Here is a 23348-nt window from a genome sequence, read left to right as displayed (position 1 = left end):
CCCCGAGGGCGAACCGGGCACGCCGAGCCCCTGGCGGGTGAAACAATATATGGGTGAACCCCCATGACTCCCTGATTCCGTTGCTGGGCCGCGGCCCGGACCCGGAACAGCTGCGTCATGTCCGCACCATCCCTGCCCGGAAGGCGGTGCACGAGCCGTGGCCGTCCTGGGTCCACCCGGATCTGGTTGCAGCCTACGGTTCGCTCGGAGTACAGCAGCCCTACCGCCACCAGGTGGAAGCAGCTGACATTGCGCACGGCGGCGGGCACGTTGTGGTGGCCACCGGGACGGCTTCGGGGAAGTCGCTCGCCTACCAGCTCCCGGCCCTGGATGCCATCCACCGTTCCGAGCTGCGGGTTCTTGCCGATCCAGGGAAGATCCACGACGACGGCGCGGTCACCCTCTATCTGTCGCCCACCAAGGCCCTCGCCGCCGACCAGCTCAACGCCATCCGGGCACTGCAGCTGCCCACCGTGCGCGCCGAAACCTACGACGGCGACACCGACCCCGCCTCCCGGCGTTGGATCCGGGACCACGCCAACTTCATCCTGGCCAATCCGGACATGCTGCATTTCGGTATCCTTCCGAACCATGCCTGGTGGGCGGCCTTCTTTCGGCGGCTCCGCTATGTAGTCATTGACGAGGCGCACAGCTACCGGGGCGTCTTCGGCTCACACGTGGCCAACCTGATGCGCCGGCTGCGGCGGATCTGCGCGTATTACGGAGCCGGCACCTCATTCCCCGAGCCCGTTTTCATCGCCGCGTCAGCCACGGCCTCTGATCCCGACGTCTCCTTCGCGCGGCTCATCGGCGCCCCGGTGAAGGCCGTCTCGGAGGACGGGTCACCGCACGGTGCCACCACCGTGGCCTTCTGGGAACCGGCGCTGACCGAACTCCGCGGCGAGAACGGCGCCAAGGAGCGGCGGACAGCCGTGGCCGAAACGTCCGACCTGCTGGCCAACCTGGTGTCGGCCCACGTCCGGACGATTGCTTTCATCAAGTCGCGTCGAGGTGCGGAGACCATATCGTCTATCACCAAGCGGCTGCTCGACGAAGTGGACCCCAGCCTCCCGCAGCGCGTGGCTGCCTACCGTTCCGGGTATCTGCCGGAGGAACGCCGGGCCGTGGAGAAGGCATTGCGCTCCGGCAGGCTGCTGGGTGTTTCCAGTACCTCCGCGCTTGAGCTGGGTATCGACATCTCTGGCCTGGACGCTGTCCTGGTTGCGGGCTGGCCCGGCACGAGGGCCTCGTTGTTCCAGCAGATCGGGCGGGCCGGCAGGGCCGGGCAGGATGCGATCGCGGCCTTTGTGGCCAGCGACGATCCGCTGGACACCTTCCTGGTGAACCACCCGGAAGCCATCTTCGACGTCTCCGTGGAAGCCACAGTTTTCGACCCGGCCAACCCCTATGTACTGGGCCCCCATCTGTGCGCTGCGGCAGCGGAACTGCCTCTGGGGCCCGCTGAGCTGGACCTGTTCGGGGGCACCGCCGAGGCACTCCTCGACCGCCTCGTGGCACAGGGGTATTTGCGGCGCCGCCCGGCGGGCTGGTTCTGGACCCACTCCCAGAGTGCGGCCGCCATGGTGAACCTGCGGGCCGACGGCGGCGGGCCGGTCAGTATTGTTGACGCCGATACCGGCTCCCTCCTCGGGACGATGGACTCACCCCAGACCCACTACCAGGCGCATACCGGCGCCGTTTACATCCACCAGGGCGACAGCTACGTGGTGGAGGACCTCAACGAGGACGATCACTGTGTGGTGGTCCGCCGCGCCAATCCCGACTACTACACCACGGCACGGGACGTCACCCAGATTGAGGTGCTGGAAACCCAGCGGACCGCCAGCTGGGGCGACGTTTCCCTGCACTTCGGCGACGTCAAGGTCACCACCCAAGTGGTTTCCTTCCAGCGCAAGGCCCTGATCTCCAACGAAATCCTTGGCGAGGAGCCCCTGGACCTTGGCGCCCGGGAGTTGTTCACCAAGGCAGTGTGGTTCGAAGTGGACAACCGGTCCCTCACCGCCGCCGGCCTCATCGAGGCACAGTTCCCCGGTGCCCTTCACGCCGCCGAACACGCAGCAATCGGCTTGCTCCCACTGGTGGCTTCAAGCGACCGGTGGGACATCGGCGGCGTTTCGACTGCCCTGCATGCCGACACCGGGGTGCCCACCATTTTTGTGTATGACGGGCACCCTGGCGGTGCCGGCTTCGCCGAGCGCGGTTTCGACAAGGCGAAGGTATGGCTGGCCGCGACGCGGGATGCCATCAAGGCCTGCGAATGCGAATCAGGCTGCCCCTCCTGCGTCCAGTCGCCCAAGTGCGGGAACAAAAACAACCCCCTGGACAAGGGCGCCGCGGTCACCCTGCTCGACGTCCTGTTGAAGGATGCCACCGAGGCCAGCGCCGAGAGCGTGGAAGCCCAGCGCTGACGCCTGGTTCCTTCGCCTTGCCCAGCCTGAATTCTGCTCAGACTGAATCCCTGCATATGCCTCAATGCTGGTTCAGATTGTCGCCCCGCTCAGATTGAAATCCTGGCTCCTTCCTGGCTCCTTCCTGGCCCTCCTCGGACCCAACCGGGCTCGAACCCGGGTTCAGCCGTTGCCTTGTTCAGGGCGGGGGTCCCGCCCGTGCCCGGCCGCTCGCCGCGCCCAGCACCGTCCGCTCGATCAGCTCCGTCCGGACCTCCACGGTTTGGGCCTCTCCCTCGAAGCAGCTGACCACCGCAGCGGCATGCCGCGCCGCGACTTCGGCCGCCACGTTGCAGGGTTCCCCGTCGGTGACCCCGCGCAGGGCGTCCGCCGCGGCGAGGGCAGCCAGGTCGGCGGCTGCGGCGGCCCTGCTGGCCAGCACAGCCGACTGGGCCAGGAGCAGCAGCAGCGCCATGGCCGTCATCACCATCAATGCCAAACCCGCTGCGAGGACTGTGCCCGAGCCGCGCTCCGGTCCGTCCCCAACCCTGGCCCTGGCCCTGGCCCCGGTCATTCGGTGCCTGCCGCAGCCGCGTCGGCCGGGGAAACACCCGGGCCCGCTGCAACTGCCTCGCTGCGGGTTGAGGCGCGGGCCGTCAGCGTCCACGGAATTGTTGCCCCCAGCGGACCCCCTACCCGGTCTGCGACAGTGACGTTCAGCCACTCGCCCTCGGCTGCCACAGCCGCAGATGCCGACGGTCCCGAAAGCTGTCGTACGATCCTTTCCACGGCTGCCGCATCGTCCCCGCGGGCCAGCGCACGTGCACCCGCCCGGGCGCCTTCCTCCAGCCGCAACTGGGTGACCCCGGCGGCTGCACCGGAAAGCAGCATGGCCAGCAGGAGCACAACGGCAGGCAGGGTCACGGCAAATTCTGCGGTGACGGCACCCCGCTCTGCCGCTGGCCGAAGGCGCACCGCATTCGGCGCACCGGTCATGGCAACGCCAGTGCCGTGCGGATCAGGTTCAGCAGGAAGCCACGCACTTCCTCACTGCGAAGGATGAAGACCAACAGCCCGGCGAATCCGACGGCGGCTAAAGTGGCGATCGCATACTCGGCCGTGGCCATGCCGGCTTCTGATCCCAGCAGCCTCCGGACGCCGGTGCTGCGTTGGGCGGTGGCACCCGGGTAGACGCTGGCACCCGGGTAGAGCTCCACCACATTGGCCGGCAGTGAAGCAGACCCGGTTGGAGGCGCATCAGCGGATCGGGTTGCGGTGCGCCGTTTCGTGTGGTGCCGGGCCGCTGCGAGCGCTGCGGTTCCGGCGGCGTAATGGCGGTCATGGTTGATGGACATACGGTGATTCCTTTCGATGGTCCGGCAGGGTTGCCGGTGGTTTGACTCTTCCCGGCCCTGCCGTGGGCGGTAAGGCCGGCTGTTGCGTAAGTGGAAAAGGTGGGGCGGTTCGTAGCTGTGGAGGGGAAGAGCTGGCCTGACGGTTGGCCGCGACCCGGCGGTGAGAAGCCCCTCGGAACTGCCCGAACTGCCCGAACTGCGCCAGGACCGCCGCTCTGTCAGCCGGACGGGACCAGCCGCTCTGTCAGCCCGACGGGACCAGGGCCAGCAAAACGGGCACAACTCCGAGGCAGATAAAGGCCGGCAGCGAGCACAGTCCCAGCGGGACCACCAGCTTGACGCCGAGGGACGCTGCGCGCTTTTCCGCTGCACGGAACCTCTCCCGGCGAAGCCTTGCAGCCTGTGCGTAGAGGATCGCCGAGGACGGGGCTCCGGTGAGCGCCGCGAATCCCAGGGCATCCCGCAGTTCGAGAATGGCGGGTAACCTGACGGCTGAGCTTCGCCACGCAGTCTCCCAGTCCGCTCCGATTGCCAGTGCGGAAACGACGGGTCGCAGCGACTGGCGGTACTGGGAAGACGCCGAGGCCGAGACAAGATCAAGGGAACGGCCGATCCCAGACCCGGCGTCCAGCATGGCGGCGACGAGTTCGAGCATCATGGCGGTGTCCTGCAGGCCGTCGGGTCCATCCCGGCTGCGGAACCGGCCGCCAGCAGTCCTTGGATCATCAGCCGAACCAGGATGTTGGGCTGGGGACAGGGTGGCCAACCGCTTCCGTGGCCGGCCCCTGCCAAGGAATAGAAGGCAGGCGGCGGCGGCCAGGAAGGCCAGGAGTGCGAGCGCCGGCAGCAATGTTCCGGTCATGGCAGTCCCGCTCCTGCTGCACCCGCCACCAGCCGGGCGGACCATACCCTGCCCGCTATGGTGAGGGCAGCCCCAGCCACGAGGGCCGCCAGTCCCAGCGGCGTGCCCAGCAGAATTGCCAGCGGATCCACACCGAGGGCCATGCCGAGGCCCAGCCCCATCAGCGGAAGCCAGGTGAGCAGCCTGACCGTGGCTTTTGGCCCTGCCAGTGCCGTCTGCCGCGCTGCGTCGGCGTCGTCCTCTACTTCCAGCTGCGCCGCGAACCTGGTCAGCACGTCAGCCAAGGGGCAGCCGCTTGCTTCTGCGATGTCGAAGCAGGCCGCAAGCTGGGACCAGATCCGGGATTCCTTGCCCGGGCGCGGAAAAGCCGCGGGCAACGCGCGCCTGATGGCCTCAGATACCGGAGCACCTGTACGCGCGGCGGCGCGGGCCGCCGCCAGCAGCGCCAGTGAGCCCTGGCTTAGCCCGGTGCCGTGCCGCGATGCGGATGGACCATCCTGTTCGGTTTGGCTGCTCGCCCCGTAAATTCCCCACAGCTCATCCCACAGGCGGGCCGGGGTGCGCCCACCCTTCAGCAGCGCGGCAAGCTGTTGCACCACCAGAGTCATGGATGCTGCAGGGCCGGAGACCGCCGCCTTCCCGGTTCCAGGCCTGATCCCCCTGATCAGGCGGGCCAGCGGCCTTACCGATGTTCGGGCAGCAGCAACACCGCCCGTGGCGCGGCGGAACCTTGCTGCCGCATCCTGCGGCGGGCGAAGAACCAACAGCGCAGCCAGCACCAGGGCCGCTGCGAGGAAAATGGTCACAAGCCTTGCCCCGGTTCACGTCCCAGCCGGTTGGCCAGTGCGTCCCATCCCTGACCCCGAACGGTGTTGCCCTCCGGGGCTTCCAGGGCTGACACAACGCGAAGACCGTCACTGCCGTCCTCGATAAGGCCGATGCACGCCACTTCCCTTCCGCGGCCGGTCCTTTCGACGTGGATCACCACGTCAAGGGCGCTGGCCGCCTGGAGCCGGACGCCGTCCGGGCTCAATCCGGCGAGGGCACCCAGGGCTGTGAGCCGGGCAGGGACAGCCTGCGCAGTATTGGCGTGGATGGTCCCGCCTCCTCCGCTGTGTCCGGTGTTCATTGCGGTCAGCAGTTCCCGGACCTCGGCGCCGCGGCATTCCCCCACCACCAGCCGGTCGGGCCTCATGCGCAGGGCCTGCCGGACCAGCTCGCCCAGCCCCACCTCCCCGCCGCCTTCGAGGTTTCCGTGCCGGGATTCGAGGGCGACCACGTGTGGGTGGACCGGGTTCAGCTCGGAAGCATCCTCGATGAGGACCAGCCGCTCCGCGGGGGCACACAGCCCCAGCAGGGTGGACAGCAGTGTGGTCTTGCCGGAACCGGTGGCGCCGCTGATCAGAAAACTCAGCCGAAGTTCCAGCACCCGTTCCAGGACGTCCCTTACCAGGGGGCCGAACATTCCGGCCGCCTGCAACTCGTCCATGCTGAAGACCCGTTCACGTCGGATCCTGACGCTGAGCAGGGTTCCCGCCGTGGACACCGGCGGCAGGACCGCATGGATACGGTAACCACCCGCCAGCCGCACATCCACGCAGGGCGAACCGTCATCCAGGCGGCGCCCGCCCGCGGCAACCAGCCTGCAGGCCAGCGCCCGCAGCTGGGCCTCATCGCCGAAGGCGACGGGGACGGGCTCGATGCCCCGGCCGCGGTCCACCCATACCGAGTCCGGAGCGTTGACGAAGATGTCCGTGACCGCCGGATCCCGGGTGAGCGGCTGCAGGGGTCCCAGTCCGCTGAGCTCGGCGCTGATGCGCTCCACCGCGGCCAGCGATCCGGCCGTGCCCAGCAGCTTGCCGGTAGCCTGTACCGCCGCCGCCACCCGTGAGGGCGTGACAACGCCGGCTTCGGCCATCATGGACTCGCGGACCGATTCCAGCAGCCCGGCGTCAACGATCTGCCGCTCCACCCGGCGCGGGTTCCGGCGCTGGCCTTCCATGCGCTGGACCTCGATCAGCCGGGCACGCCGCCGCAGCCCGTCAGCTGTTCCCGATCCTCGCGGGGATTGCTGCTTCATCGGATCTCTCCCGTGGGCAGCTCGTCGCCGAGTGAGTCGAGCACTGAGGCGGCAAAATGCCGGACGCTGCGCCTCTTGCCCAGTTCCAGCAGCCGGCCCGACTCCATGGCGGCACCGACTCCGCGGAGCTCAGGCACGCGTCCCTGCACGGGCAGGCCGATGGCCTCCGAGATCAGCGAGGCGTCCAGCGCAGCCCCCGGCCGGCCCCGGACCAGGAGGCCAGCCTCCACGGGCGGGAACTCATGGAGCAGCCGCACGGCCGCGACGGCCGCCTTCAACTGGGCGGGAACCACCATCATGATCCGGTCGCAGTCCCAGGCATAGGACTGGAGGGGTCCCGCGCCCCGTCCGATGTCCAGCACTACAAGTTCAAACCCGCGGCGTGCGGCGTCGAGCACGCCGGTGGTGGTGGGCGCGGCCACGGGTACGGGCTGTTCACGGGTGGCCGGCCAGGACAGGAACGAAAATCCTCCCGAGACGGGCAGTGAGTCGGACAGCTGGCCCGAATCGATGCTGCCCCGCGCTTCGGAAAGGTCGGGCCAGCGCAGGCCGGGGCTTTCCTCCGCAGCGATGGCGAGTTCCAGGCCGCCGCCCCAGGGGTCGCCGTCAACAAGCAGTACGCGTGCTCCCATCCCGGCTGCCGCCTGTGCTATCCAGATCGCGGCCGTGGTGGCTCCGGCGCCGCCGCACCCGCCGGTCACACCCAGGATGATCCCGCCCGGGCCGGGCGCCCGCGAGCGGCTGAGGTGGTCCGCCAGCCAGGCCGCGGCGTCAGGGAGCACGGCCACCCGCTCAGCGCCGAGCACCGCGGCCAGGTGCCACAGGCTGTCGCCTTCACCGTCCAGACCGACGAGGACAGCCGGTGCCCGCCGCCGGGGCGGCAGCTCCCGGATGTCACTGCCCACCAGAACCGCGGCCGAGCCATCCCAGTACCTGGCCCCTTCCAGTGCATCGGCAACAACGCGAAGATGTGCTCCGGCCGCCGCCACGATCCGCTCCACCTCGGCGCGCACAACAGCGGACGAGGTGACCAGCAGCACCTCTTCCCCGCTGTCCGGCAGCCACGCCTCGTCCGGCCCTGCCAAACCCACCGCAAAGCCGGGAGAGGCTGGCAGCAGCAGGTCATCCGGGCTCCGGGACGAATGCCCGGCAGGGACTGGATCTGAAGGGATGGGTGTCAACTGATGCCTGCTCATGGAGCCACTGTCCACCGCTGGCCGGGCAACGATAAGGCAGCCCCGGCCCTATGTGCACAAAACCGGCGGCAACAAGCCTGTGCAGGAAGAGTCACGGCGGCAAAGCATGCGAAAAAGACAAGGCAGAATTGGAGCATGTACCTCCTGCTAGCCGCCCACCCCTCCGGCGCGGTCCTGCAGGAACTCACCCAGGCCGGCCACCCCCACCCGGACAATCCGGAACCCAGGCTTTCCTCCACGAGCGAGCTCGCCGACGTCGTCCGCGGGTTGGAACGCACGCCACGCACGGGGCAAGCGCCACGCTGGATCTGGCACCGCACCCAGGACTGGTACCCGTCCCTGCTGGCATGCGGGGTGGAACTCGAACGCTGCTATGACCTGAGCCTCTGCGGGAACATCCTGGCCCTTTCCCAGTTCACCGCCCACACTGACTACGCCAGGAACGCCGAGAAGGTCACCCTGGATGACCCGGAACAGCCGCCGCGTGCGCTCCAGCCGCCTCCGCCGCCTCCCGAACAGGACGCCCTGTTCGAGGATCCGAAAACTGGCTCCCGACTCCGTTTCACCCTTGAAGACCTTCGGAGCGAATACGCTGCACAGCAGGAAGCGCTGGCCGCCGTCAGTCCGGAGGAGAACCGCCGCGGCCGGCTTCAGCTCCTGCTGGCTGCGGAATCCGCCGCTGCCATGATCGCGGCTGAAATGCAGCATGCCGGAGTTCCCTGGCGGGAGGACCTGCACGAGGAAATCCTGGCCGACTATTTGGGTCCCCGCCCGCCCCTGGGCCACCGCCCGGCCAAGCTTGAGGCCCTGAACATCGAACTGCGTAGGCTGTTGAACGCCCCTACATTGAATCCGGATTCCCCGCAGGAACTCATCCGTGCCCTGCACCGAAACGGCATCGAGGTGAAAAGCACCCGCCAGTGGGAGCTCAAGGAGTCGAACCACCCGGCCATCGAACCGCTGCTTGCCTACAAGAAGCTCTCACGCCTGCACACGGCGAACGGCTGGGCCTGGCTTGACGCGTGGGTGGCCGGCGGCAGGTTCCGGCCTGAGTACGTAGTGGGCGGCGTGGTCTCGGGCCGCTGGGCCTCGCGCGGCGGGGGTGCCCTCCAGATTCCGCGCCAGATCCGCGGCGCCGTCCATGCCGATCCAGGCTACAAGCTGATCGTGGCGGACGCTTCCCAGCTTGAACCGCGCGTCCTCGTGGCACTGGCGCAGGACGCCATCATGGCTGAGGCCGCCCGGGACCAGGACCTCTATGCCGGCATCGCCGCGAAGGGGTTCGGCGGCGACCGGGCGAAGGCGAAAGTGGCGCTGCTCGGTGCCATGTACGGCGCGACCTCCGGCGAGGCCGGGCGCCTGATGCCGCAGCTCACCAGGACCTATCCGCGGGCGGTGGGTTTTGTGGAGCAGGCAGCCCGGGCCGGCGAGTCCGGCGGAACCGTCACCACGCGGCTTGGCCGCAGCAGCCCGCCCCCGTCGGAGCGCTGGTTCCAAAGCCAGCGTCCGGCGTCGGCCGAGGAGCAGCGGCGGGCAGAATCGATAGCGCGTTCCAGGGGGCGTTTCACGCGCAACTTCGTGGTCCAGGGTTCCGCTGCGGACTGGGCAGCCTGCTGGCTGGCTGAATTACGACGGCGGCTGCGTGCCTTGCGCACGGAAGGCCAAGCGAGGGCGGAGCTCGTCTTCTTCCTTCACGACGAGGTGATGGTCCACGCACCTGTCCCCCAAGTGGAAGCGTGTATCCGGGCGATTGAGGATGCCGCGAGCGCAGCAAAAGCGCTGTTGTTCGGGCCTGTTCCGGTGGAGTTTCCGGTGAGCGTGGCAGTGGTGGATTCCTACAACCACGCCAAGTAAGAAGCGAACTGCAACGCACCTTTGTTGCCCGCCGGCGCGACGTTTGTCGAGAAAAGTAACCTACCCGGCGGTAGCTCGCCGGGTCGCCGTGACGCGGGTTACAGTCTTCTGGTGACTGAAGCAGATCGGTCCAGAGGTTGATGCAAAGACGCAACACCAGGGGAGGTCCGGCATATGGCGGGCAGGTTTGAAATACATCGGGTTGGGGACGAGTCGTACAGGCTGCGGCTGACGGATGCAGAAGGCAACATCGTTGCCGTCTCGCCAAACTTCAAGTCTCTGAACACACTTTTGGAAGGCGTTAAGGCGATGCGTGAGAATGCGGCCACCGGGATAGTGGTGGATCTCCGCCATCAGCAGGCCTGAGGCAAAGTGACCAGCGCCGGCGGCAAAGACTAGACACCCATCGGGTGCACCCGGCTCCGGTCCCACGGAACGGCCCAGCCGAGCTGTTCAAAGAGGCCGTTCAGGACGATGCCGGTAAAACCCCAGACCACTACTCCATTGACCGTGAAGGCCGGGCTGTCGAACGTGCGGCCCGCACGGTGGACTGTTGCCATGACCCTGTTGTCCGGATCCAGCAGGTCCCGGACGGGGACCCGGAACACCTGCGCGGACTCGGCGTAATCCACCACTCCGACGGGCGACGGCGAGCGCCACCACCCCAGGACAGGGGTGACGAGGAAGTTGCTGTGGGCCAGGCCCAGTTCCTGCAGGGTGCCCAGGACCTCCACGCCGTCCGTCTCCAGCCCCGTTTCCTCTTCGGCCTCCCGCAGGGCCGCCTGAACCGGTGTTTCCCGTGCGTCAATGGCGCCGCCGGGAAACGCCACCTGCCCGGGGTGGGAACCCAGGGTGTGCGCGCGTTCCAGGAGCAGGACGTCCAGGTCTGCGGGGGCCAGCGGCTTGTCCGAGGCCGCCGGAACGTCATCGAGGGCCCCGAAAAGCATCAGGACAGCGGCCCTGCGCGCCCGCGTGGCATCCACCGTCAGGGCGGCCCACAGGGGGTCCGGGGCGGATACCGACCCTGACGCGGACCTGCGCGCCAAGCCGATCAGGTCTTCGCGGGCGCTCAAGGGTTCCTCTTTTGGGATTCCATCCTGATTTCGGCCGCCCGGTGGGTTTCGGCCAGCAGCTGGGCCAGGAGGGCTTCGTTGCCGGGAGCGAGTTCGTATTTCAGCAGTTTTGCCGCTTTGGCCGGATCTGTTTCGCCCATGCCGTAGCTGGGGCACCAGGTGGCCACCGGGCACGCACCGCATGCCGGCTTGCGGGAGTGGCACACCCGCCGCCCATGGAACACCACCCTGTGGGAGAGCATGGTCCAGTCCCTCTTCTCGAAGAGCTCAGCCACGTCATATTCGATCTGGACAGGATCCTCGGACTGCGTCCAGCCGAACCGGCGGGCCAGGCGGCCAAAATGGGTGTCCACCGTGATCCCGGGGACGCCGAACGCGTTGCCCAGCACCACATTGGCGGTCTTCCGGCCCACCCCCGGCAGCGTGACCAGGTCCTCCAGCCGGCCGGGAACCACACCGTTGTACTCGTCCACCAGCCGGGTGCACAGGGCGAGAAGGCTTCGCGTCTTGGCCCGGAAGAAACCGGTGGGTTTGATGATCTCTTCGATAGCGGCGGGATCCGCTTCTGCCATGGACCGCGGATCAGGATAACGCGCGAACAGCAGCGGCGTGATCTGGTTGACGGTGACATCGGTGGTCTGCGCGGACAGGACCGTTGCCACCAGCAGTTCGAACGGACTGCGGAAATCAAGTTCCGCATGGGCGTAGGGGTACTTCTCTGCCAGGGCCCTGTTGATCCGCCGCGCCCGCCTCTTCAGTCCGAGCATGGACTCGGCGGAGACCACGGGCATACCCGCGGCCTGGCCGGCGGGAGCCTGCCCGCCGCCGGCCTTGGCGGCCCGGGAACCGGTGGCAGCCCGTGTGGCTTTGGCCGCCCGGGGCGAGCCCATCGGCTAGCCGCGCTCGATATTGCTGAGGTCGCGCAGCACGCCCAGCCGCCCGTCGGTGTGCTGGACCAGGAATTCGTGTCCGCGGTCCTCCAGTGCCAGCACCCAGCCGCCGGGCTCGATCACGAATGCGGGAGCGCCGGTGCGCGGATCAAAGGCGGTGCGGTGCTGTGCCACGGCGAACCAGAACGCTTCATGGATGGGCTGTTCGTCCGCTTCCTCAGGCCGGCTTGCGGGATCAACTGTTGCCCCGATCGGATTGTCCGCCCGGACCTGCGGGTGGACGGCCGTAGCGGCCGGCGGCTCCCAGGAGCCCTGAGCGGCGGAAGGGGCAGCAGCAGCGGAAGGGGCAGCGGCAGCGGAAGCTGCCGGGCCGCCGTCGTGGTTGCCGGCAGTACGCTGCGCAGCGGCCGGCGAAGCTCCGGAACCAGCGGCAGCACCCGCAGCCGCACCACCGGCGGCGGGGAGGTCCGCCAGCTGCGTCTCCTCCGCGGAAGGAGCTGACGCAGGGCTGACGACGCCGGACGCCTGGGTTGCCGGCTGCGCCGAAGCGGGACGGACGACGTCGGACGCCTGGGTTGCGGGCCCCGGGTCACCTGCCGGGCGGGCGTCGGATGCTTCGGGGGCAGTGGAAACAGGTGCCGGGCCCGTGGCAGGCGTCCCGGAAGCGGCCACGCCGGCAGTGGGAACCGCCGCCGTGGCGGGGGCGTGGTGCTGCGTGGCATGGGGCTGGACCGCGGAGGATCCTGCACCGGCACCGCTGAACAGTCCTCCGCCGGAGGCAGGCTTGGAAGCAGTGGACTCCACCTTGGGCTTTTTGGGCGCGCGCGGTTTCTGGACGGGAACGGCTGCTTCCCGTGCCACCACATGCGCGGGGACTTCCACGCGGCCCTGGAAGTCGGGTGAGACATAGGGAATGAAGCGGCCCAGGACCGTTGCGGCAAACAGGACCAGGGCGCCGATCAGGGCCACCAGCAAGGAGGGCACATAGGCGACGGCAACGGTCAGGAAGAAGAAGGCGACCGCGAAGGACGCGACGACGGAAGCGAACTGGTCGATGGACAGCGATCCGATCCTGATTTTTGTGCCGGGGGCCAGCCTGCGCGCGGCGAAGAGTGCGCTCACCACCAGGGGCAGGACAATACCCAGGCCCAGGAAGAAGAGGTTGTTCAGGTTCCAGAGGTTGTAGCGGCCGCCGAAGATGGGCAGCAGGGATGCGACGAACAAAATGAGCGTGGCGGCAAACACGGCCAGGTCCCGGATGGTGAACGGACCGAGCACTGCCTGGTGGGCGTTGGCGCCCTTGCCTTCGGACGTGGCCGGCTTGCCTGCCCCGGCGGCCGGGGCAGCGGAACTGCCGGAACCCGCCTCGGCGTCAGGGCCTGTTTTCTGGCCGAAGATCTGCTGGTTCATTCTGTTCTCCTTAGCGTGGCGGCACCGGGCCAAGTGGCCCCGAAACCGTGCCGTCGTACAGCGGCTCCCTCCTGCCCCGGACGCTTGCGCGGCCGGATGGGAGGCACCGAAGTGAAGTCACAATTCAATCTCAGCCTAGTCAACAGCCTCAGTGATCACTAGCTGGGCGCGGCCGGTTCAGTGGCCCCTCGCGTCCACTCACCGCTTAATAAATGCCGTTCGCGGGTCCGTTTGTGACAGCGCACACATGCGCCACTGGCAAGCATTAGTCTTGATTCCGGAACAGCTCTTTGCGGAAAATCCGTGACCAGCCGGTGCCCGGCGTCGTGCAGGCGGCGGAGCCCGGCCGGAGGCGGATGCCCCGCAGCAAAGATCGATGAATGATGAGGTTCACATGTCCCAGGACACTTCAAGCTCCACGGCCACCGCTGCCGCCGGCTCCGGACAAGGCGGGCAGGCCGGCCAGCAGGGCGATGCCTTTGAAAACCTGCTGCACGAGACCCGGACGTTTCCGCCCACTCCCGAGTTCGCCGCTGACGCCGTGGTCAAGGCTTCGGAATACGAGGAGGCCGCCGCCGACCGGCCGGCGTTCTGGGCGAAGCAGGCGCGTGAGCTGCTGACCTGGAGCAAGGATTTTGACGAGGCGCTGGACTGGTCCAACCCGCCGTTCGCCAAGTGGTTCGTGGGCGGAGAGGTCAACGCAGCCTACAACGCGCTTGACCGGCATGTGGAGGCCGGCCGGGGCGACCGGGTGGCCATCTACTTCGAAGGCGAACCCGGAGATACCCGCACCTACACGTACGCGCAGCTGACCGACGAGGTGAAGAAGGCCGCAAACGCGTTCGAATCCCTCGGCGTGGTCAAGGGTGACCGCGTGGCCGTGTACCTGCCGATGATCCCCGAGGCCGTGATCACGCTCCTGGCCTGCGCCCGGATCGGCGCCGTGCACTCGGTGGTGTTCGGCGGTTTCTCGGCTGACGCGCTGCGCTCCAGGATCGAGGATGCCGAGGCCAAGCTGGTGGTCACCGCCGACGGCACGTACCGCCGCGGCAAGCCCAGCGCCCTCAAGAGCGCCGTGGATGAGGCCCTCGCGAACGATGGCCACAGCGTGCAGAACGTTGTGGTGGTCAAGCGCAACGGCCAGGACGTGGACTGGACCGAGGGCCGGGACCACTGGTGGGCAGACACCGTGGAGGCGGCTTCCGCCGAGCACACCGCGGTGGGCCATGATTCCGAGCACCCGCTGTTCATCCTCTACACCTCCGGCACCACCGGCAAGCCCAAGGGCATCCTGCACACCACCGGCGGGTACCTCACCCAGAACGCCTATACCCACAAGGCAGTGTTCGACCTGCACCCGGAGACGGACGTGTACTGGTGCACGGCCGACGTCGGCTGGGTCACCGGCCACTCCTACGTGACCTACGCCCCGCTCATCAACGGCGCCACCCAGGTCATGTACGAAGGCACCCCGGACTCCCCGCACCAGGGCCGCTGGTGGGAAATCGTGGAGAAGTACAAGGTCTCCATCCTCTACACCGCCCCCACCGCGATCCGGACGTTTATGAAGTGGGGCCGGGAGATCCCGGACAAGTACGATCTGTCCTCCCTGCGCGTCCTCGGTTCCGTCGGCGAACCCATCAACCCCGAAGCCTGGATGTGGTACCGGAAGGTCATCGGCGGGGACAAAACCCCCATCGTGGACACCTGGTGGCAGACCGAAACCGGCGCCCAGATGATCGCCCCGCTCCCGGGAGTCACCGCAGCCAAGCCCGGCTCCGCCCAGGTGCCGCTGCCCGGCATCGCGGTGGACGTGGTGGACGATACGGGCGAATCCGTCCCCAACGGCCACGGCGGCTTCCTGGTGATCCGCGAACCCTGGCCCGCCATGCTCCGCGGCATCTGGGGCGACCCCGAACGGTACAAGGACACCTACTGGTCCCGCTTCGAGAACATGTACTTCGCCGGCGACGGCGCCAAGAAGGACGAGGACGGCGACATCTGGCTCCTGGGCCGGGTGGATGACGTGATGAACGTCTCCGGCCACCGGCTCTCCACCACCGAAATCGAATCCGCCCTGGTATCCCACCCCGCGGTGGCCGAAGCCGCCGTGGTCGGGGCCTCGGACGAAACCACCGGCCAGGCCGTCGTCGCGTTCGTTATCCTCCGTGGCGACGCGGTGGATTCCGGAGATGACATCGTCCAGGAACTCCGGAACCACGTGGGCAAGGAAATCGGCCCCATCGCCAAACCGAAGAACATCCTGGTGGTCCCCGAACTGCCCAAGACCCGCTCCGGCAAGATCATGCGCCGCCTGCTCAAGGACGTCGCAGAAGGCCGTGACCCGGGAGACGCCACCACTCTCTCGGATCCCACCATCATGCAGCAGATCGCGCAGTCGCTCAGAAAGTAACAGTGGCTTAGCATCCCCAAGAAGCTGCAGAATGGCCCCGGTTTCCCTGTCAATCAGGGAAATCGGGGCCTCGTGTTTTGTGACGATTCAAAATAATCGATATCCAAAATGTTATTTCCCGTTCTTCCATGTTCTGTTTTGCGAGGTTATAGTCGAGGCATGTGAGGTGTCTCACATGCGGCTATTTTTCAAGGGAGAGAACATGGCTTCACAGTTTGATGCGTCTGCAACTGCATTTCCGAGCAGGCGGAGCATCCTCAAGACCGTTGGCGCAGGCGCGGCAGGCCTGGCCGGCATCCCGTTCCTCGCGGCCTGTACCGGCGGAAGCGCCCCGTCCGCCTCGGGCTCCGACTCCCCCGGCCTGACCTTCGGGTCCGGTTCCTCCGACGACGTCCCCAAGCGGGCCTACCAGGCCGTCACTGACGCTTTCACGGCCAAGACCGGCAAGAAAGTCACCACGAACGTGGTGCCCCACAACGATTTCCAGAACAAGATCAATTCCTACCTGCAGGGCTCTCCGGACGATACCTTCACCTGGTTTGCCGGCTACCGGATGCAGTACTACGCCGGCAAGGGCCTCCTCGCACCGATCGATGATGTCTGGGAAACCATCGGCGGTAACTACTCCGATGCCCTGAAGAAGGCTTCCACGGGTCCGGACGGCAAGATGTACTTCGTCCCCAACTACAACTACCCGTGGGGCTTCTTCTACCGGAAGAGCCTCTGGGCCGAGAAGGGCTACGAGGTGCCGGAAACCTTCGACGCCCTCAAGACCCTTGCCGCAAAGATGCAGGCGGACGGCATCATCCCCATCGGCTTCGCCGACAAGGACGGCTGGCCGGCCATGGGCACGTTCGACTACATCAACATGCGGCTCAACGGCTACCAGTTCCATGTGGACCTCTGCTCGCACAAGGAATCCTGGGACCAGCAAAAGGTCAACGCGGTCTTTGACACCTGGTCCGCCCTGCTACCCTTCCAGGATCCGGCGGCCCTCGGCCAGACCTGGCAGGACGCCGCCAAGGCGCTGGAGGCGAAAAAGACCGGGATGTACCTGCTCGGCTCCTTTGTCACCCAGCAATTTACGGACCCTGCGGTGCTGGCAGACATCGATTTCTTCGCGTTTCCGGAGATCGCAATGGAAGGCCGCGACGCCGTCGAAGCCCCCATCGACGGCCTCCTGCTGTCCAAGAAGGGCGGGGAAAACAAGACGGCGCGGGACTTCATGGCCTTCCTCGGGACCGCCGAGGCGCAGAATGCCTATGCCGCCGTGGACGCGTCCAACATCGCCACCGCCAAGGGGACGGACACCTCCAAGTTCAGCCCGCTCAACAAGAAATGTGCGGATACCATCGCGGACGCGAAGTACATCAGCCAGTTCTTCGACCGCGATGCACTGCCCGCCATGGCCAACAACGTGATGATCCCGGCCCTGCAGAGCTTCATCAAGGACGGCAAGATGGACGTCAAAAACCTCGAGGCCCAGGCCAAGACGCTCTACGCCGCGCAGTAGTTCCCAGCGCAGTAGTCCCAGGGCTGATCTTCCAGCCCTGCCCGGGCCGCCCCACTGGCGACCAGCCGGGAAGGGAACGACGACGGCGGCGCAGGCCCGCGCCGTCGTCGTTCCCTTCCAGCGTCCGCACCAACCAAGGAAGACTTCCATGAGCAGTACAGCACAAGAACTGATCCCGCCCGAAGCGCGGGAACCCGGGGGCGGCCGCATCCGCCGGACCCGGGGCGGGCGGGTCCGCCGCCTTGCCGGGCGGGACAAAGTGGTCCTGGCACTGATGGTGGGGATCCCCACCCTGATCGAATTGATCCTGGTCTGGCTGCCCACCCTGATGTCCGTGGGGCTGAGCTTCACGAGCTGGAACGGCCTGGACCTGGCCGACATCCGCCCTGCCGGCACCGGAAACTACCAATACATCACCCAGGACTATCCGCCCTTCTGGCCGGCCGTGCAGCACAACCTGCTGTGGCTCCTGTTCCTGGCCCTGATTGCCACACCGCTGGGCCTGCTGCTCGCTGTCCTGCTGGACCAGAACATCCGCGGCAGCAAGATCTACCAGAGCATCTTCTTCGCGCCCGTGATGCTTTCACTGGCCCTGATCGGCATCATCTGGCAGCTCTTCTACCAGCGCGACAACGGCCTTTTGAACTTCCTGCTGGGCACCGCGGGGACACCGCAGGCCGTTGACTGGTTCGGGGACTCCTCAGTGAACATCTGGGCAGCCATGATCGCTGCCACCTGGCGGCATGCCGGCTACGTCATGCTCCTGTACCTGGCAGGGCTGAAGGGCGTAGACCCGAGCCTGAAGGAAGCCGCGGCCATCGACGGGGCCAGCGCGGTGCAGACCTTCTTCCGCGTGGTCTTTCCCGCCATGCGTCCTATCAACATCGTCATTGTGGTGATCACCATCATCGAATCACTGCGGGCCTTTGACGTGGTGTACGTCATTAACCGCGGCACCAACGGCCTGGAAATGCTCAGCGCCCTGGTGATCCAGAACCTGGTGGGCGAAGGCCAGGTGATCGGCGTCGGCTCCGCCCTGGCAGTGGTGCTGCTGGTCATTTCCCTCGTCCCCATCGTCTTCTACCTCAGCCGCACCTTCGGCAAGGAGAACAAAGCATGAGCACCACCACAGCACGCCCGGGCACCATTGATTCCGCGGCGCTGCGGTCCGGCAGCAGGCCCAAGCGCCATTATGGAACCCACATTTTCCTCACGGTCATGGCGGTGATGTGGCTGGTTCCGCTGGGCTGGTCCCTCTTCACGGCCCTCCGGCCGGTGGCATCAACGAACGAACATGGCTACTTCAGCCTTGCCGGTGACTTCAACTTCGACAACTTCGTCCAGGCCTGGACCCAGGGCGGGTTCGCCACATACTTCTTGAATTCCATCATCCTCACCGTCCCGGCGGTGCTCCTGACCCTGTTCCTGGCGTCGCTCATGGCGTTCGCGGTGAGCCGCGTCAGCTGGAAGTTCAACGTCACCCTGCTCATCATGTTCACCGCGGGCAACCTGCTCCCCCCGCAGGTCCTGGCCGCACCGCTGTTCGAGATGGCCAAGCACTTCGAGGTGCCGTACTCGTTCAGCGATTCCGGCAACATGCTGAACACCTACATCATTGTGATCGCGGTCAATACCGCGTTCCAGATGGGGTTCTGCACCTTTGTACTGTCCAACTACATGAAGGCGCTCTCGGCGGACCTCACCGAGGCAGCCCTGGTGGACGGCGCTGGCATCTGGCGGCAGTACCGGGAGATCATCATGCCGCTCTGCAGGCCCGCTTTTGCGGCACTGGGTACCCTCCAGGTCATCTTCATCTACAACGACTACTTCTGGCCCCTGATCTTCATCCAGAGCGGCAACCGGCTACCCATCACCACGGCCATCAACAACCTCCAGGGCGAGTTCCTGAGCAACTACAACCTCCTGGCCGCAGGGGCCGTCATCACGGTGATTCCCACGCTGGTGATCTACCTGCTGCTGCAGCGGCAGTTTGTTGCGGGCCTGACTCTTGGTTCAAGCAAGGGGTAGACCATGATGGACTTTGACGGGAACAGCGCTCCCCCTCCCGCAGCACGAAAGGAACCCCATGCTCCCCGCAGCACGCCACCAGGCCATCGTGGACGCCGTCCAGCGCGAACGGGTGGTCCGTGTCTCGGACCTCGCCCAGCAATTGGGTGTCTCACTGATGACGGTCCGCCGGGACATCGAGCTGCTGGAGGAAGGCGGCAAGCTGGAGCGGATCCACGGCGGAGCCAAGCTTCCTGGCGATGCCAGCACGCACGAACCCGGCTTTGAACTGAAGTCCACGCAGCTGACGGCGGAGAAGCGTGCCATCGCCGTCGAAGCCGCGGCCCTGGTCCAGGAGGGTATGGCCGTTGGCCTCAGCGCCGGGACCACCACCTGGGCACTGGCCAAGGAACTGGTCAATGGACCCCAGATCACGGTGGTCACCAACTCGGTGCGCATCGCCGACCTGTTCCACCATGCTGCGTCAACCGGCCCGGCCCGCTACAGCTCCACGGTGATCCTGATCGGGGGCCAGCGCACGCCGTCGGATGCGCTGGTGGGCCCTATCGCCACCAGCGCCCTGAAGCAGCTGCACCTGGACCTGCTGTTCCTGGGTGTCCATGGCATGGATGCGATGGCGGGCTTCACCACCCCCAACCTGCTCGAAGCCGAAACGAACCGCGCCTTTGTGGCCGCCGCAAGGAAGACCGTGGTGCTTGCGGACCACACCAAGTGGGGGGTGCTGGGCATCAGTTCCATTGCGGCACTGGAGGAAGTGGACGAGGTGATCAGCGATCCCGGACTTGGTTCCGAAGCACAACGTGTCCTGCAGGAGAGGGTAGGCAGGCTGCGGCTGGCCGCAGCCTAGGAGCGGCCAGGCTAGGAGCGGCCATGCTACGAGCAGCCGCAGGACTGCCGGACCTGCAGTTCGGCAGGGAAAATGAGGTGTTCGGATTCGTGGTGGCGGTGCGCGCCGATGAGGGCACTGACGGCGGCCTCCGCCATGGCTTTTGCCGGCTGTTTCACCGTGGTGAGCGGAGGCCAGCTGTACTCCGCCTCGGCCGAGCCGTCGAAGGAAGCCAGGGCAATGTCCCCGGGGATTGACAATCCCGCTTCATGCAGCGCCCGAAGGATCCCCACCGCCTGCAGGTCCGAGGTGGCGAAGATAGCGGTGGGACGGCTTGCTGCGGCCAGGAGGCGTTTCCCGGCGGCATAGCCGCCCTCCCGCGTGAACGGGGTGCGGACAATGGGACCTTCGGACAGGCCGGCCGCGGCAAGGGCCTGGAGCCAGCCCTCTTCACGGCCGTCATAGTGGTTGCCCGTGTTGGTTCCCATGGCCAGGGCGATATTGGTATGCCCGTGGCCGATCAGATGTTCCACGGCCGTTTTCGCCCCGGCCACCAGGTCAACGCCCACGCTGTCGAATCCCGGAGCGTCAGCACTGTGGTTCAGCAGGACAACAGGAATCTCCGCAGATTCAAGTTCCGGCAGGGCAGGTTCCATCAGAACACTGGAAAGGATCACCCCGTCCACCTGGCGTGCCGCAAGATTTCGGAGGTTCCGGAGTTCCTTGGCAAGGTTTCCGTCCGAGTTGGTCAGCAACAGGGCGTAGCCCAGTTCGGCGGCGGCATCTTCCACGGCATGGGCCAGCAGCGAAAAGAAAGAGTTGCTGTTGTCCGGGATGACCAGCCCTATCGTTTCGCTGGACCCCAGCTTCAGGGCGCGGGCGGCAGCATTCGGGCGGTATCCCAGCCGGCGGATGGCGTCCTGCACTTTGGCTTCCGTTGCGGGCGCCACTTTTTTGGGCCCCCCATTGACTACATAACTCACGACGGCGGTGCTGACGCCCGCGAAGCGCGCAACGTCCTTGCGCGTCACCGGTCCGCGCGGGGCCGGCACTGCCGAAGTGGTCATGGAGTACATGCTAGCTATCAGTGGCCCGGGGCGTCGCCGAAGTCGCGGATGGGCAGCCGCGCGCCGTTTTGCTGGGCCGACTGGTGGGCCACGATTCCGGGCAGGGTGAAGCGGGCCGCCACCCAGGCGTTGACCGGCGGAAGCGTGCCCTGGTTCACGGCGGTCACAAAGTCATCCACCAGGAAGTGGTGGCTGCCTTCATGCCCGTTGGGTGCACCGCGGAACTCTTCAGGCAGCCGCTCCGCGTTGTGGACGGGGGCGAGGCCGGACACAAAAGCGTCCCGGAGTTCAGGGGCCACGTTGGCCAGCGAAGGATCATCCAGGGACATGCTGGGCCGCGTTTCCACCTGCTCCGAAATGTCATGGACGTTCATTTTGTCCTGCCAGACGGTGACCTTAGCCAGCTGCTCGAAGCTTGCCTCAGTGCCGAAGAACCGGAACCGGGACTCCCGGATGTGGGACGGATAGCCCACGCGGCGCATTTCATTGGTGCGCATCACGCCGCCGTCGTTCAGTTCAAAGAGCGCCGTGGCGTTGGAGAAGTCGTTGCCGAACATGCTGACGGCCTGGTCGAACACGCCGTCGTTCCGGTCATCCCGGACACCTACACAGCTGACGCTGACGGCGTGCGCCGGGACGGCGCCGAGCACACCCCCGATGGCGTGGGTGGGGTAGAGCATCGGCGGGTAGCTTGCAGTTTCCTTCCAGCGGTCGCCGCCGCTGTACTGGTAGGCGTCGTAAAAGCCCAGGTCCATGTCGTGGACATAGTCGCCCTCGGAGTAGAAGATCCGGCCGAACCGCCCTGCTGCATGCTGCTCCCGCGCATATACAGTCGCCGGGTTGTAATAGCTGGTCTCCCCCATCATGTACACCAGTCCGGTGTCGCGGACGGCGTCAATGATGCGCGCAATCTCATCTTCCGAGATGGCCATGGGGACGGCCGAGTACACATGCTTGCCGGCGCGCAATGCCTGCTCCACCAGCGGGCCGTGGGTCCAGCGCTGCGTGAAGATCGCAACCGCGTCAACGTCGGAAGCGAGCAGTTCCTCGAAACTCCCCTTGGACCCTGCGAGGTGGTAGCGCTCCCGGGCCTCGGCGGCGCGCTCGGGCCGCTCGTCCACCACATACACCTCGCTGACCCCGGGGTGGAGGTTGAAAAGGTGTGCGAACTGCCCGCCGAACTGTCCCGCGCCGAGTACGCCGATCGAAAACGTCATTGTCTGCCTTTCCCTGGTTGCGGGGGCGCCGAGGCAGGCGCCCTCCATCAGGAAGCCAGTGTTGCACCTGCTTCTACTCGAGTCAATAAGCCAGCAGGTGAACTAATCCCGCAAGAAACAGCATTAAAAGTAATCCTTGCGGCCCGGGTATCTACTCGTGTAGATTGCTCTTCAAGTTGTTACCCCCGTCACAGTCAGGAAAGGGTCGAAGATGACCACCCTTGCCAAACACTCAGCACCTGTTTCGCCTGCCCCGGACAAACCCAAGCCCTACGGCGGCCTCCGCCGGTTCGGGGACCTCAAGATCGCACTGCTTTTCATCGCCCCGGCAATGATCGGGTTCATCGTCTTCTACGTTGTCCCCACCATCCGCGGCGTGTACCTAAGCTTCACGGAGTACAACATCCTCGGAGACCCGGAATGGGTAGGGGTGGACAATTACACGGCCATCGCCAAGGACCCCCTCTTCTGGAACTCCCTCGCCGTCACTGGCCAGTACGTTTTCCTGAACATCGTCCTGCAAACCGCACTGGCACTGGGCCTGGCGCTCCTTATGCACCAGGTGGCCAAATCCACCATCATCCGCGGCGCCCTGCTGATGCCGTACCTGATGTCCAACGTCATCGCCGCACTGCTGTGGTTCTGGATGCTCGACTACCAGATCGGCGTGGTGAACCAGTTCATCGAATGGGCCGGACTCCCCCGGGTGGCGTTCTTCGGCAGCGAGGAGTGGGCCATTCCCACCCAGGCCGTGATCAACACCTGGCGGCACATGGGTTACACAGCGCTGCTGATCTTCGCCGGCCTGCAGTCCATCCCGGGCCACGTGTACGAGGTGGCGAAACTGGACGGGGCGTCAGCCTTCCAGACCTTCCGCAAGATCACCATTCCCCTGCTGCGTCCGGTCCTGGTGCTGGTGCTGGTGGTGACGGTGATCGGTTCCTTCCAGGTCTTCGACACCGTTGCCGTGACCACCGCAGGCGGCCCGGTCAACGCCACCCGCGTCATCCAGTACTACATCTACCAGCGTGCCTTCACCGAGTCGGACTTCGGCTACGGATCCGCCATCGCCGTCATTCTCTTCCTCATCCTCGCCCTGGTGGCCTTCATCCAAATGAAGTTCCTCAAGGGCAACGAGTCGGACCTGGACTAAGGA

At 66.3% G+C, this 23348-nt stretch carries 21 protein-coding genes; 9 read left to right on the top strand and 12 right to left on the bottom strand.

The features are described from left to right. Positions 1–53: 53 nt before the first annotated feature. Positions 54–2429 (top strand): DEAD/DEAH box helicase, encoded by a 2376-nt coding sequence (locus QRN11_RS00245; protein ID WP_091422573.1) that lies wholly within the window; start codon positions 54–56, stop codon positions 2427–2429. A 178-nt stretch (positions 2430–2607) separates the two neighbouring features. Here the strand turns inward: QRN11_RS00245 and QRN11_RS00240 are convergent, their stop codons facing one another. The 7 genes from QRN11_RS00240 to ssd all read right to left on the bottom strand — a co-directional run bounded on the left by QRN11_RS00240 (position 2608) and on the right by ssd (position 7901). Next, on the bottom strand, positions 2608–2982 hold the full coding sequence (locus QRN11_RS00240; protein WP_285249397.1) for an Rv3654c family TadE-like protein: 375 nt from the start codon (positions 2980–2982) through the stop codon (positions 2608–2610). After that, positions 2979–3404: a TadE family type IV pilus minor pilin gene (locus QRN11_RS00235; RefSeq protein WP_285249396.1), complete on the bottom strand. Its 426-nt coding sequence runs from the start codon at positions 3402–3404 to the stop codon at positions 2979–2981. Before QRN11_RS00235 ends, QRN11_RS00240 begins: the two co-directional genes overlap by 4 nt. Next, positions 3401–3763 carry a DUF4244 domain-containing protein gene (locus QRN11_RS00230; protein ID WP_285249395.1) on the bottom strand — a complete coding sequence of 121 codons (363 nt, stop codon included), beginning with the start codon at positions 3761–3763 and terminating at the stop codon, positions 3401–3403. The genes QRN11_RS00235 and QRN11_RS00230 overlap by 4 nt, the downstream gene beginning before the upstream one ends. Positions 3764–4007: 244 nt before the next feature. Then, the gene (locus QRN11_RS00225; protein WP_285249394.1) at positions 4008–4625 is read right to left on the bottom strand and encodes a type II secretion system F family protein; all 618 of its coding nucleotides are present in this window, start codon (positions 4623–4625) and stop codon (positions 4008–4010) included. Beyond that, the gene (locus tag QRN11_RS00220) at positions 4622–5431 is read right to left on the bottom strand and encodes a hypothetical protein (protein WP_091422585.1); all 810 of its coding nucleotides are present in this window, start codon (positions 5429–5431) and stop codon (positions 4622–4624) included. The genes QRN11_RS00225 and QRN11_RS00220 overlap by 4 nt, the downstream gene beginning before the upstream one ends. After that, positions 5428–6627, bottom strand: a complete 1200-nt coding sequence (locus QRN11_RS00215; RefSeq protein WP_285249422.1) for a TadA family conjugal transfer-associated ATPase — start codon at positions 6625–6627, stop codon at positions 5428–5430. Before QRN11_RS00215 ends, QRN11_RS00220 begins: the two co-directional genes overlap by 4 nt. Positions 6628–6701: 74 nt before the next feature. After that, entirely contained in the window at positions 6702–7901 is a 1200-nt protein-coding gene (ssd, locus tag QRN11_RS00210; protein ID WP_285249393.1) for a septum site-determining protein Ssd, read from the bottom strand. Positions 7902–8036: 135 nt separating this feature from the next. Between ssd and QRN11_RS00205 the strand changes: the two genes are divergently transcribed. Both QRN11_RS00205 and QRN11_RS00200 read left to right on the top strand, forming a co-directional pair. Further along, entirely contained in the window at positions 8037–9755 is a 1719-nt protein-coding gene (locus tag QRN11_RS00205) for a bifunctional 3'-5' exonuclease/DNA polymerase (protein WP_285249392.1), read from the top strand. A 174-nt stretch (positions 9756–9929) separates the two neighbouring features. Further along, positions 9930–10121: a YegP family protein gene (locus QRN11_RS00200; protein ID WP_091422602.1), complete on the top strand. Its 192-nt coding sequence runs from the start codon at positions 9930–9932 to the stop codon at positions 10119–10121. Between the two features lie 29 nt (positions 10122–10150). Here the strand turns inward: QRN11_RS00200 and QRN11_RS00195 are convergent, their stop codons facing one another. From QRN11_RS00195 to QRN11_RS00185, 3 genes are all read right to left on the bottom strand, one after another. Next, a complete protein-coding gene (locus tag QRN11_RS00195; RefSeq protein WP_091422604.1) occupies positions 10151–10828 on the bottom strand; it encodes an NUDIX hydrolase in 678 nt (225 codons plus the stop codon). Beyond that, positions 10825–11619 carry an endonuclease III gene (gene nth, locus QRN11_RS00190; RefSeq protein WP_285249421.1) on the bottom strand — a complete coding sequence of 265 codons (795 nt, stop codon included), beginning with the start codon at positions 11617–11619 and terminating at the stop codon, positions 10825–10827. The genes QRN11_RS00195 and nth overlap by 4 nt, the downstream gene beginning before the upstream one ends. Positions 11620–11721: 102 nt before the next feature. Beyond that, a complete protein-coding gene (locus tag QRN11_RS00185) occupies positions 11722–13128 on the bottom strand; it encodes a hypothetical protein (RefSeq protein WP_285249391.1) in 1407 nt (468 codons plus the stop codon). Positions 13129–13522: 394 nt separating this feature from the next. On the opposite strand from QRN11_RS00185, the gene acs reads away from it, so the two are divergent. From acs to QRN11_RS00160, 5 genes are all read left to right on the top strand, one after another. Then, positions 13523–15541 (top strand): acetate--CoA ligase, encoded by a 2019-nt coding sequence (gene acs, locus QRN11_RS00180; protein WP_285249390.1) that lies wholly within the window; start codon positions 13523–13525, stop codon positions 15539–15541. Between the two features lie 202 nt (positions 15542–15743). Continuing rightward, positions 15744–17054, top strand: a complete 1311-nt coding sequence (locus QRN11_RS00175) for an ABC transporter substrate-binding protein (protein ID WP_285249389.1) — start codon at positions 15744–15746, stop codon at positions 17052–17054. Between the two features lie 148 nt (positions 17055–17202). After that, a complete protein-coding gene (locus QRN11_RS00170; protein ID WP_285249388.1) occupies positions 17203–18174 on the top strand; it encodes a carbohydrate ABC transporter permease in 972 nt (323 codons plus the stop codon). Then, positions 18171–19082, top strand: coding sequence for a carbohydrate ABC transporter permease (locus QRN11_RS00165; RefSeq protein ID WP_285249387.1), 912 nt, complete (start codon positions 18171–18173; stop codon positions 19080–19082). The genes QRN11_RS00170 and QRN11_RS00165 overlap by 4 nt, the downstream gene beginning before the upstream one ends. A 58-nt stretch (positions 19083–19140) precedes the next feature. Continuing rightward, entirely contained in the window at positions 19141–19929 is a 789-nt protein-coding gene (locus QRN11_RS00160; RefSeq protein WP_091422617.1) for a DeoR/GlpR family DNA-binding transcription regulator, read from the top strand. Positions 19930–19955: 26 nt separating this feature from the next. Here QRN11_RS00160 and QRN11_RS00155 read toward each other — a convergent pair whose 3' ends face one another. Together QRN11_RS00155 and QRN11_RS00150 are read right to left on the bottom strand one after the other, a co-directional pair. Further along, entirely contained in the window at positions 19956–20984 is a 1029-nt protein-coding gene (locus tag QRN11_RS00155; RefSeq protein WP_502934993.1) for a LacI family DNA-binding transcriptional regulator, read from the bottom strand. Between the two features lie 8 nt (positions 20985–20992). After that, on the bottom strand, positions 20993–22192 hold the full coding sequence (locus tag QRN11_RS00150) for a Gfo/Idh/MocA family protein (protein ID WP_285249385.1): 1200 nt from the start codon (positions 22190–22192) through the stop codon (positions 20993–20995). A 211-nt stretch (positions 22193–22403) separates the two neighbouring features. On the opposite strand from QRN11_RS00150, the gene QRN11_RS00145 reads away from it, so the two are divergent. Next, positions 22404–23345, top strand: coding sequence for a carbohydrate ABC transporter permease (locus tag QRN11_RS00145; RefSeq protein ID WP_142059648.1), 942 nt, complete (start codon positions 22404–22406; stop codon positions 23343–23345). Positions 23346–23348: the final 3 nt, after the last annotated feature.

Source organism: Pseudarthrobacter sp. fls2-241-R2A-168 (assembly GCF_030209335.1).
GTDB lineage: Bacteria > Actinomycetota > Actinomycetes > Actinomycetales > Micrococcaceae > Arthrobacter.
The sequence above is the reverse complement of the archived record's forward strand: the minus strand, read 5'-3'. Positions and strand labels throughout refer to the sequence as shown.

Excerpts from the sequence above, each read along its gene's own strand:
- QRN11_RS00240 (WP_285249397.1), bottom strand. The coding sequence starts at position 2,982 with ATGACCGGGGCCAGGGCCAGGGCCAGGGTTGGGGACGGACCGGAGCGC.
- QRN11_RS00235 (WP_285249396.1), bottom strand. The coding sequence starts at position 3,404 with ATGACCGGTGCGCCGAATGCGGTGCGCCTTCGGCCAGCGGCAGAGCGG.
- QRN11_RS00230 (WP_285249395.1), bottom strand. The coding sequence starts at position 3,763 with ATGTCCATCAACCATGACCGCCATTACGCCGCCGGAACCGCAGCGCTC.
- QRN11_RS00225 (WP_285249394.1), bottom strand. The coding sequence starts at position 4,625 with ATGACCGGAACATTGCTGCCGGCGCTCGCACTCCTGGCCTTCCTGGCC.
- QRN11_RS00215 (WP_285249422.1), bottom strand. The coding sequence starts at position 6,627 with ATGGAAGGCCAGCGCCGGAACCCGCGCCGGGTGGAGCGGCAGATCGTT.
- ssd (WP_285249393.1), bottom strand. The coding sequence starts at position 7,901 with ATGAGCAGGCATCAGTTGACACCCATCCCTTCAGATCCAGTCCCTGCC.
- QRN11_RS00205 (WP_285249392.1), top strand. The coding sequence starts at position 8,037 with ATGTACCTCCTGCTAGCCGCCCACCCCTCCGGCGCGGTCCTGCAGGAA.
- QRN11_RS00200 (WP_091422602.1), top strand. The coding sequence starts at position 9,930 with ATGGCGGGCAGGTTTGAAATACATCGGGTTGGGGACGAGTCGTACAGG.
- nth (WP_285249421.1), bottom strand. The coding sequence starts at position 11,619 with ATGCCCGTGGTCTCCGCCGAGTCCATGCTCGGACTGAAGAGGCGGGCG.
- QRN11_RS00185 (WP_285249391.1), bottom strand. The coding sequence starts at position 13,128 with ATGAACCAGCAGATCTTCGGCCAGAAAACAGGCCCTGACGCCGAGGCG.
- acs (WP_285249390.1), top strand. The coding sequence starts at position 13,523 with ATGTCCCAGGACACTTCAAGCTCCACGGCCACCGCTGCCGCCGGCTCC.
- QRN11_RS00175 (WP_285249389.1), top strand. The coding sequence starts at position 15,744 with ATGGCTTCACAGTTTGATGCGTCTGCAACTGCATTTCCGAGCAGGCGG.
- QRN11_RS00170 (WP_285249388.1), top strand. The coding sequence starts at position 17,203 with ATGAGCAGTACAGCACAAGAACTGATCCCGCCCGAAGCGCGGGAACCC.
- QRN11_RS00165 (WP_285249387.1), top strand. The coding sequence starts at position 18,171 with ATGAGCACCACCACAGCACGCCCGGGCACCATTGATTCCGCGGCGCTG.
- QRN11_RS00160 (WP_091422617.1), top strand. The coding sequence starts at position 19,141 with ATGCTCCCCGCAGCACGCCACCAGGCCATCGTGGACGCCGTCCAGCGC.
- QRN11_RS00155 (WP_502934993.1), bottom strand. The coding sequence starts at position 20,984 with ATGTACTCCATGACCACTTCGGCAGTGCCGGCCCCGCGCGGACCGGTG.
- QRN11_RS00150 (WP_285249385.1), bottom strand. The coding sequence starts at position 22,192 with ATGACGTTTTCGATCGGCGTACTCGGCGCGGGACAGTTCGGCGGGCAG.
- QRN11_RS00145 (WP_142059648.1), top strand. The coding sequence starts at position 22,404 with ATGACCACCCTTGCCAAACACTCAGCACCTGTTTCGCCTGCCCCGGAC.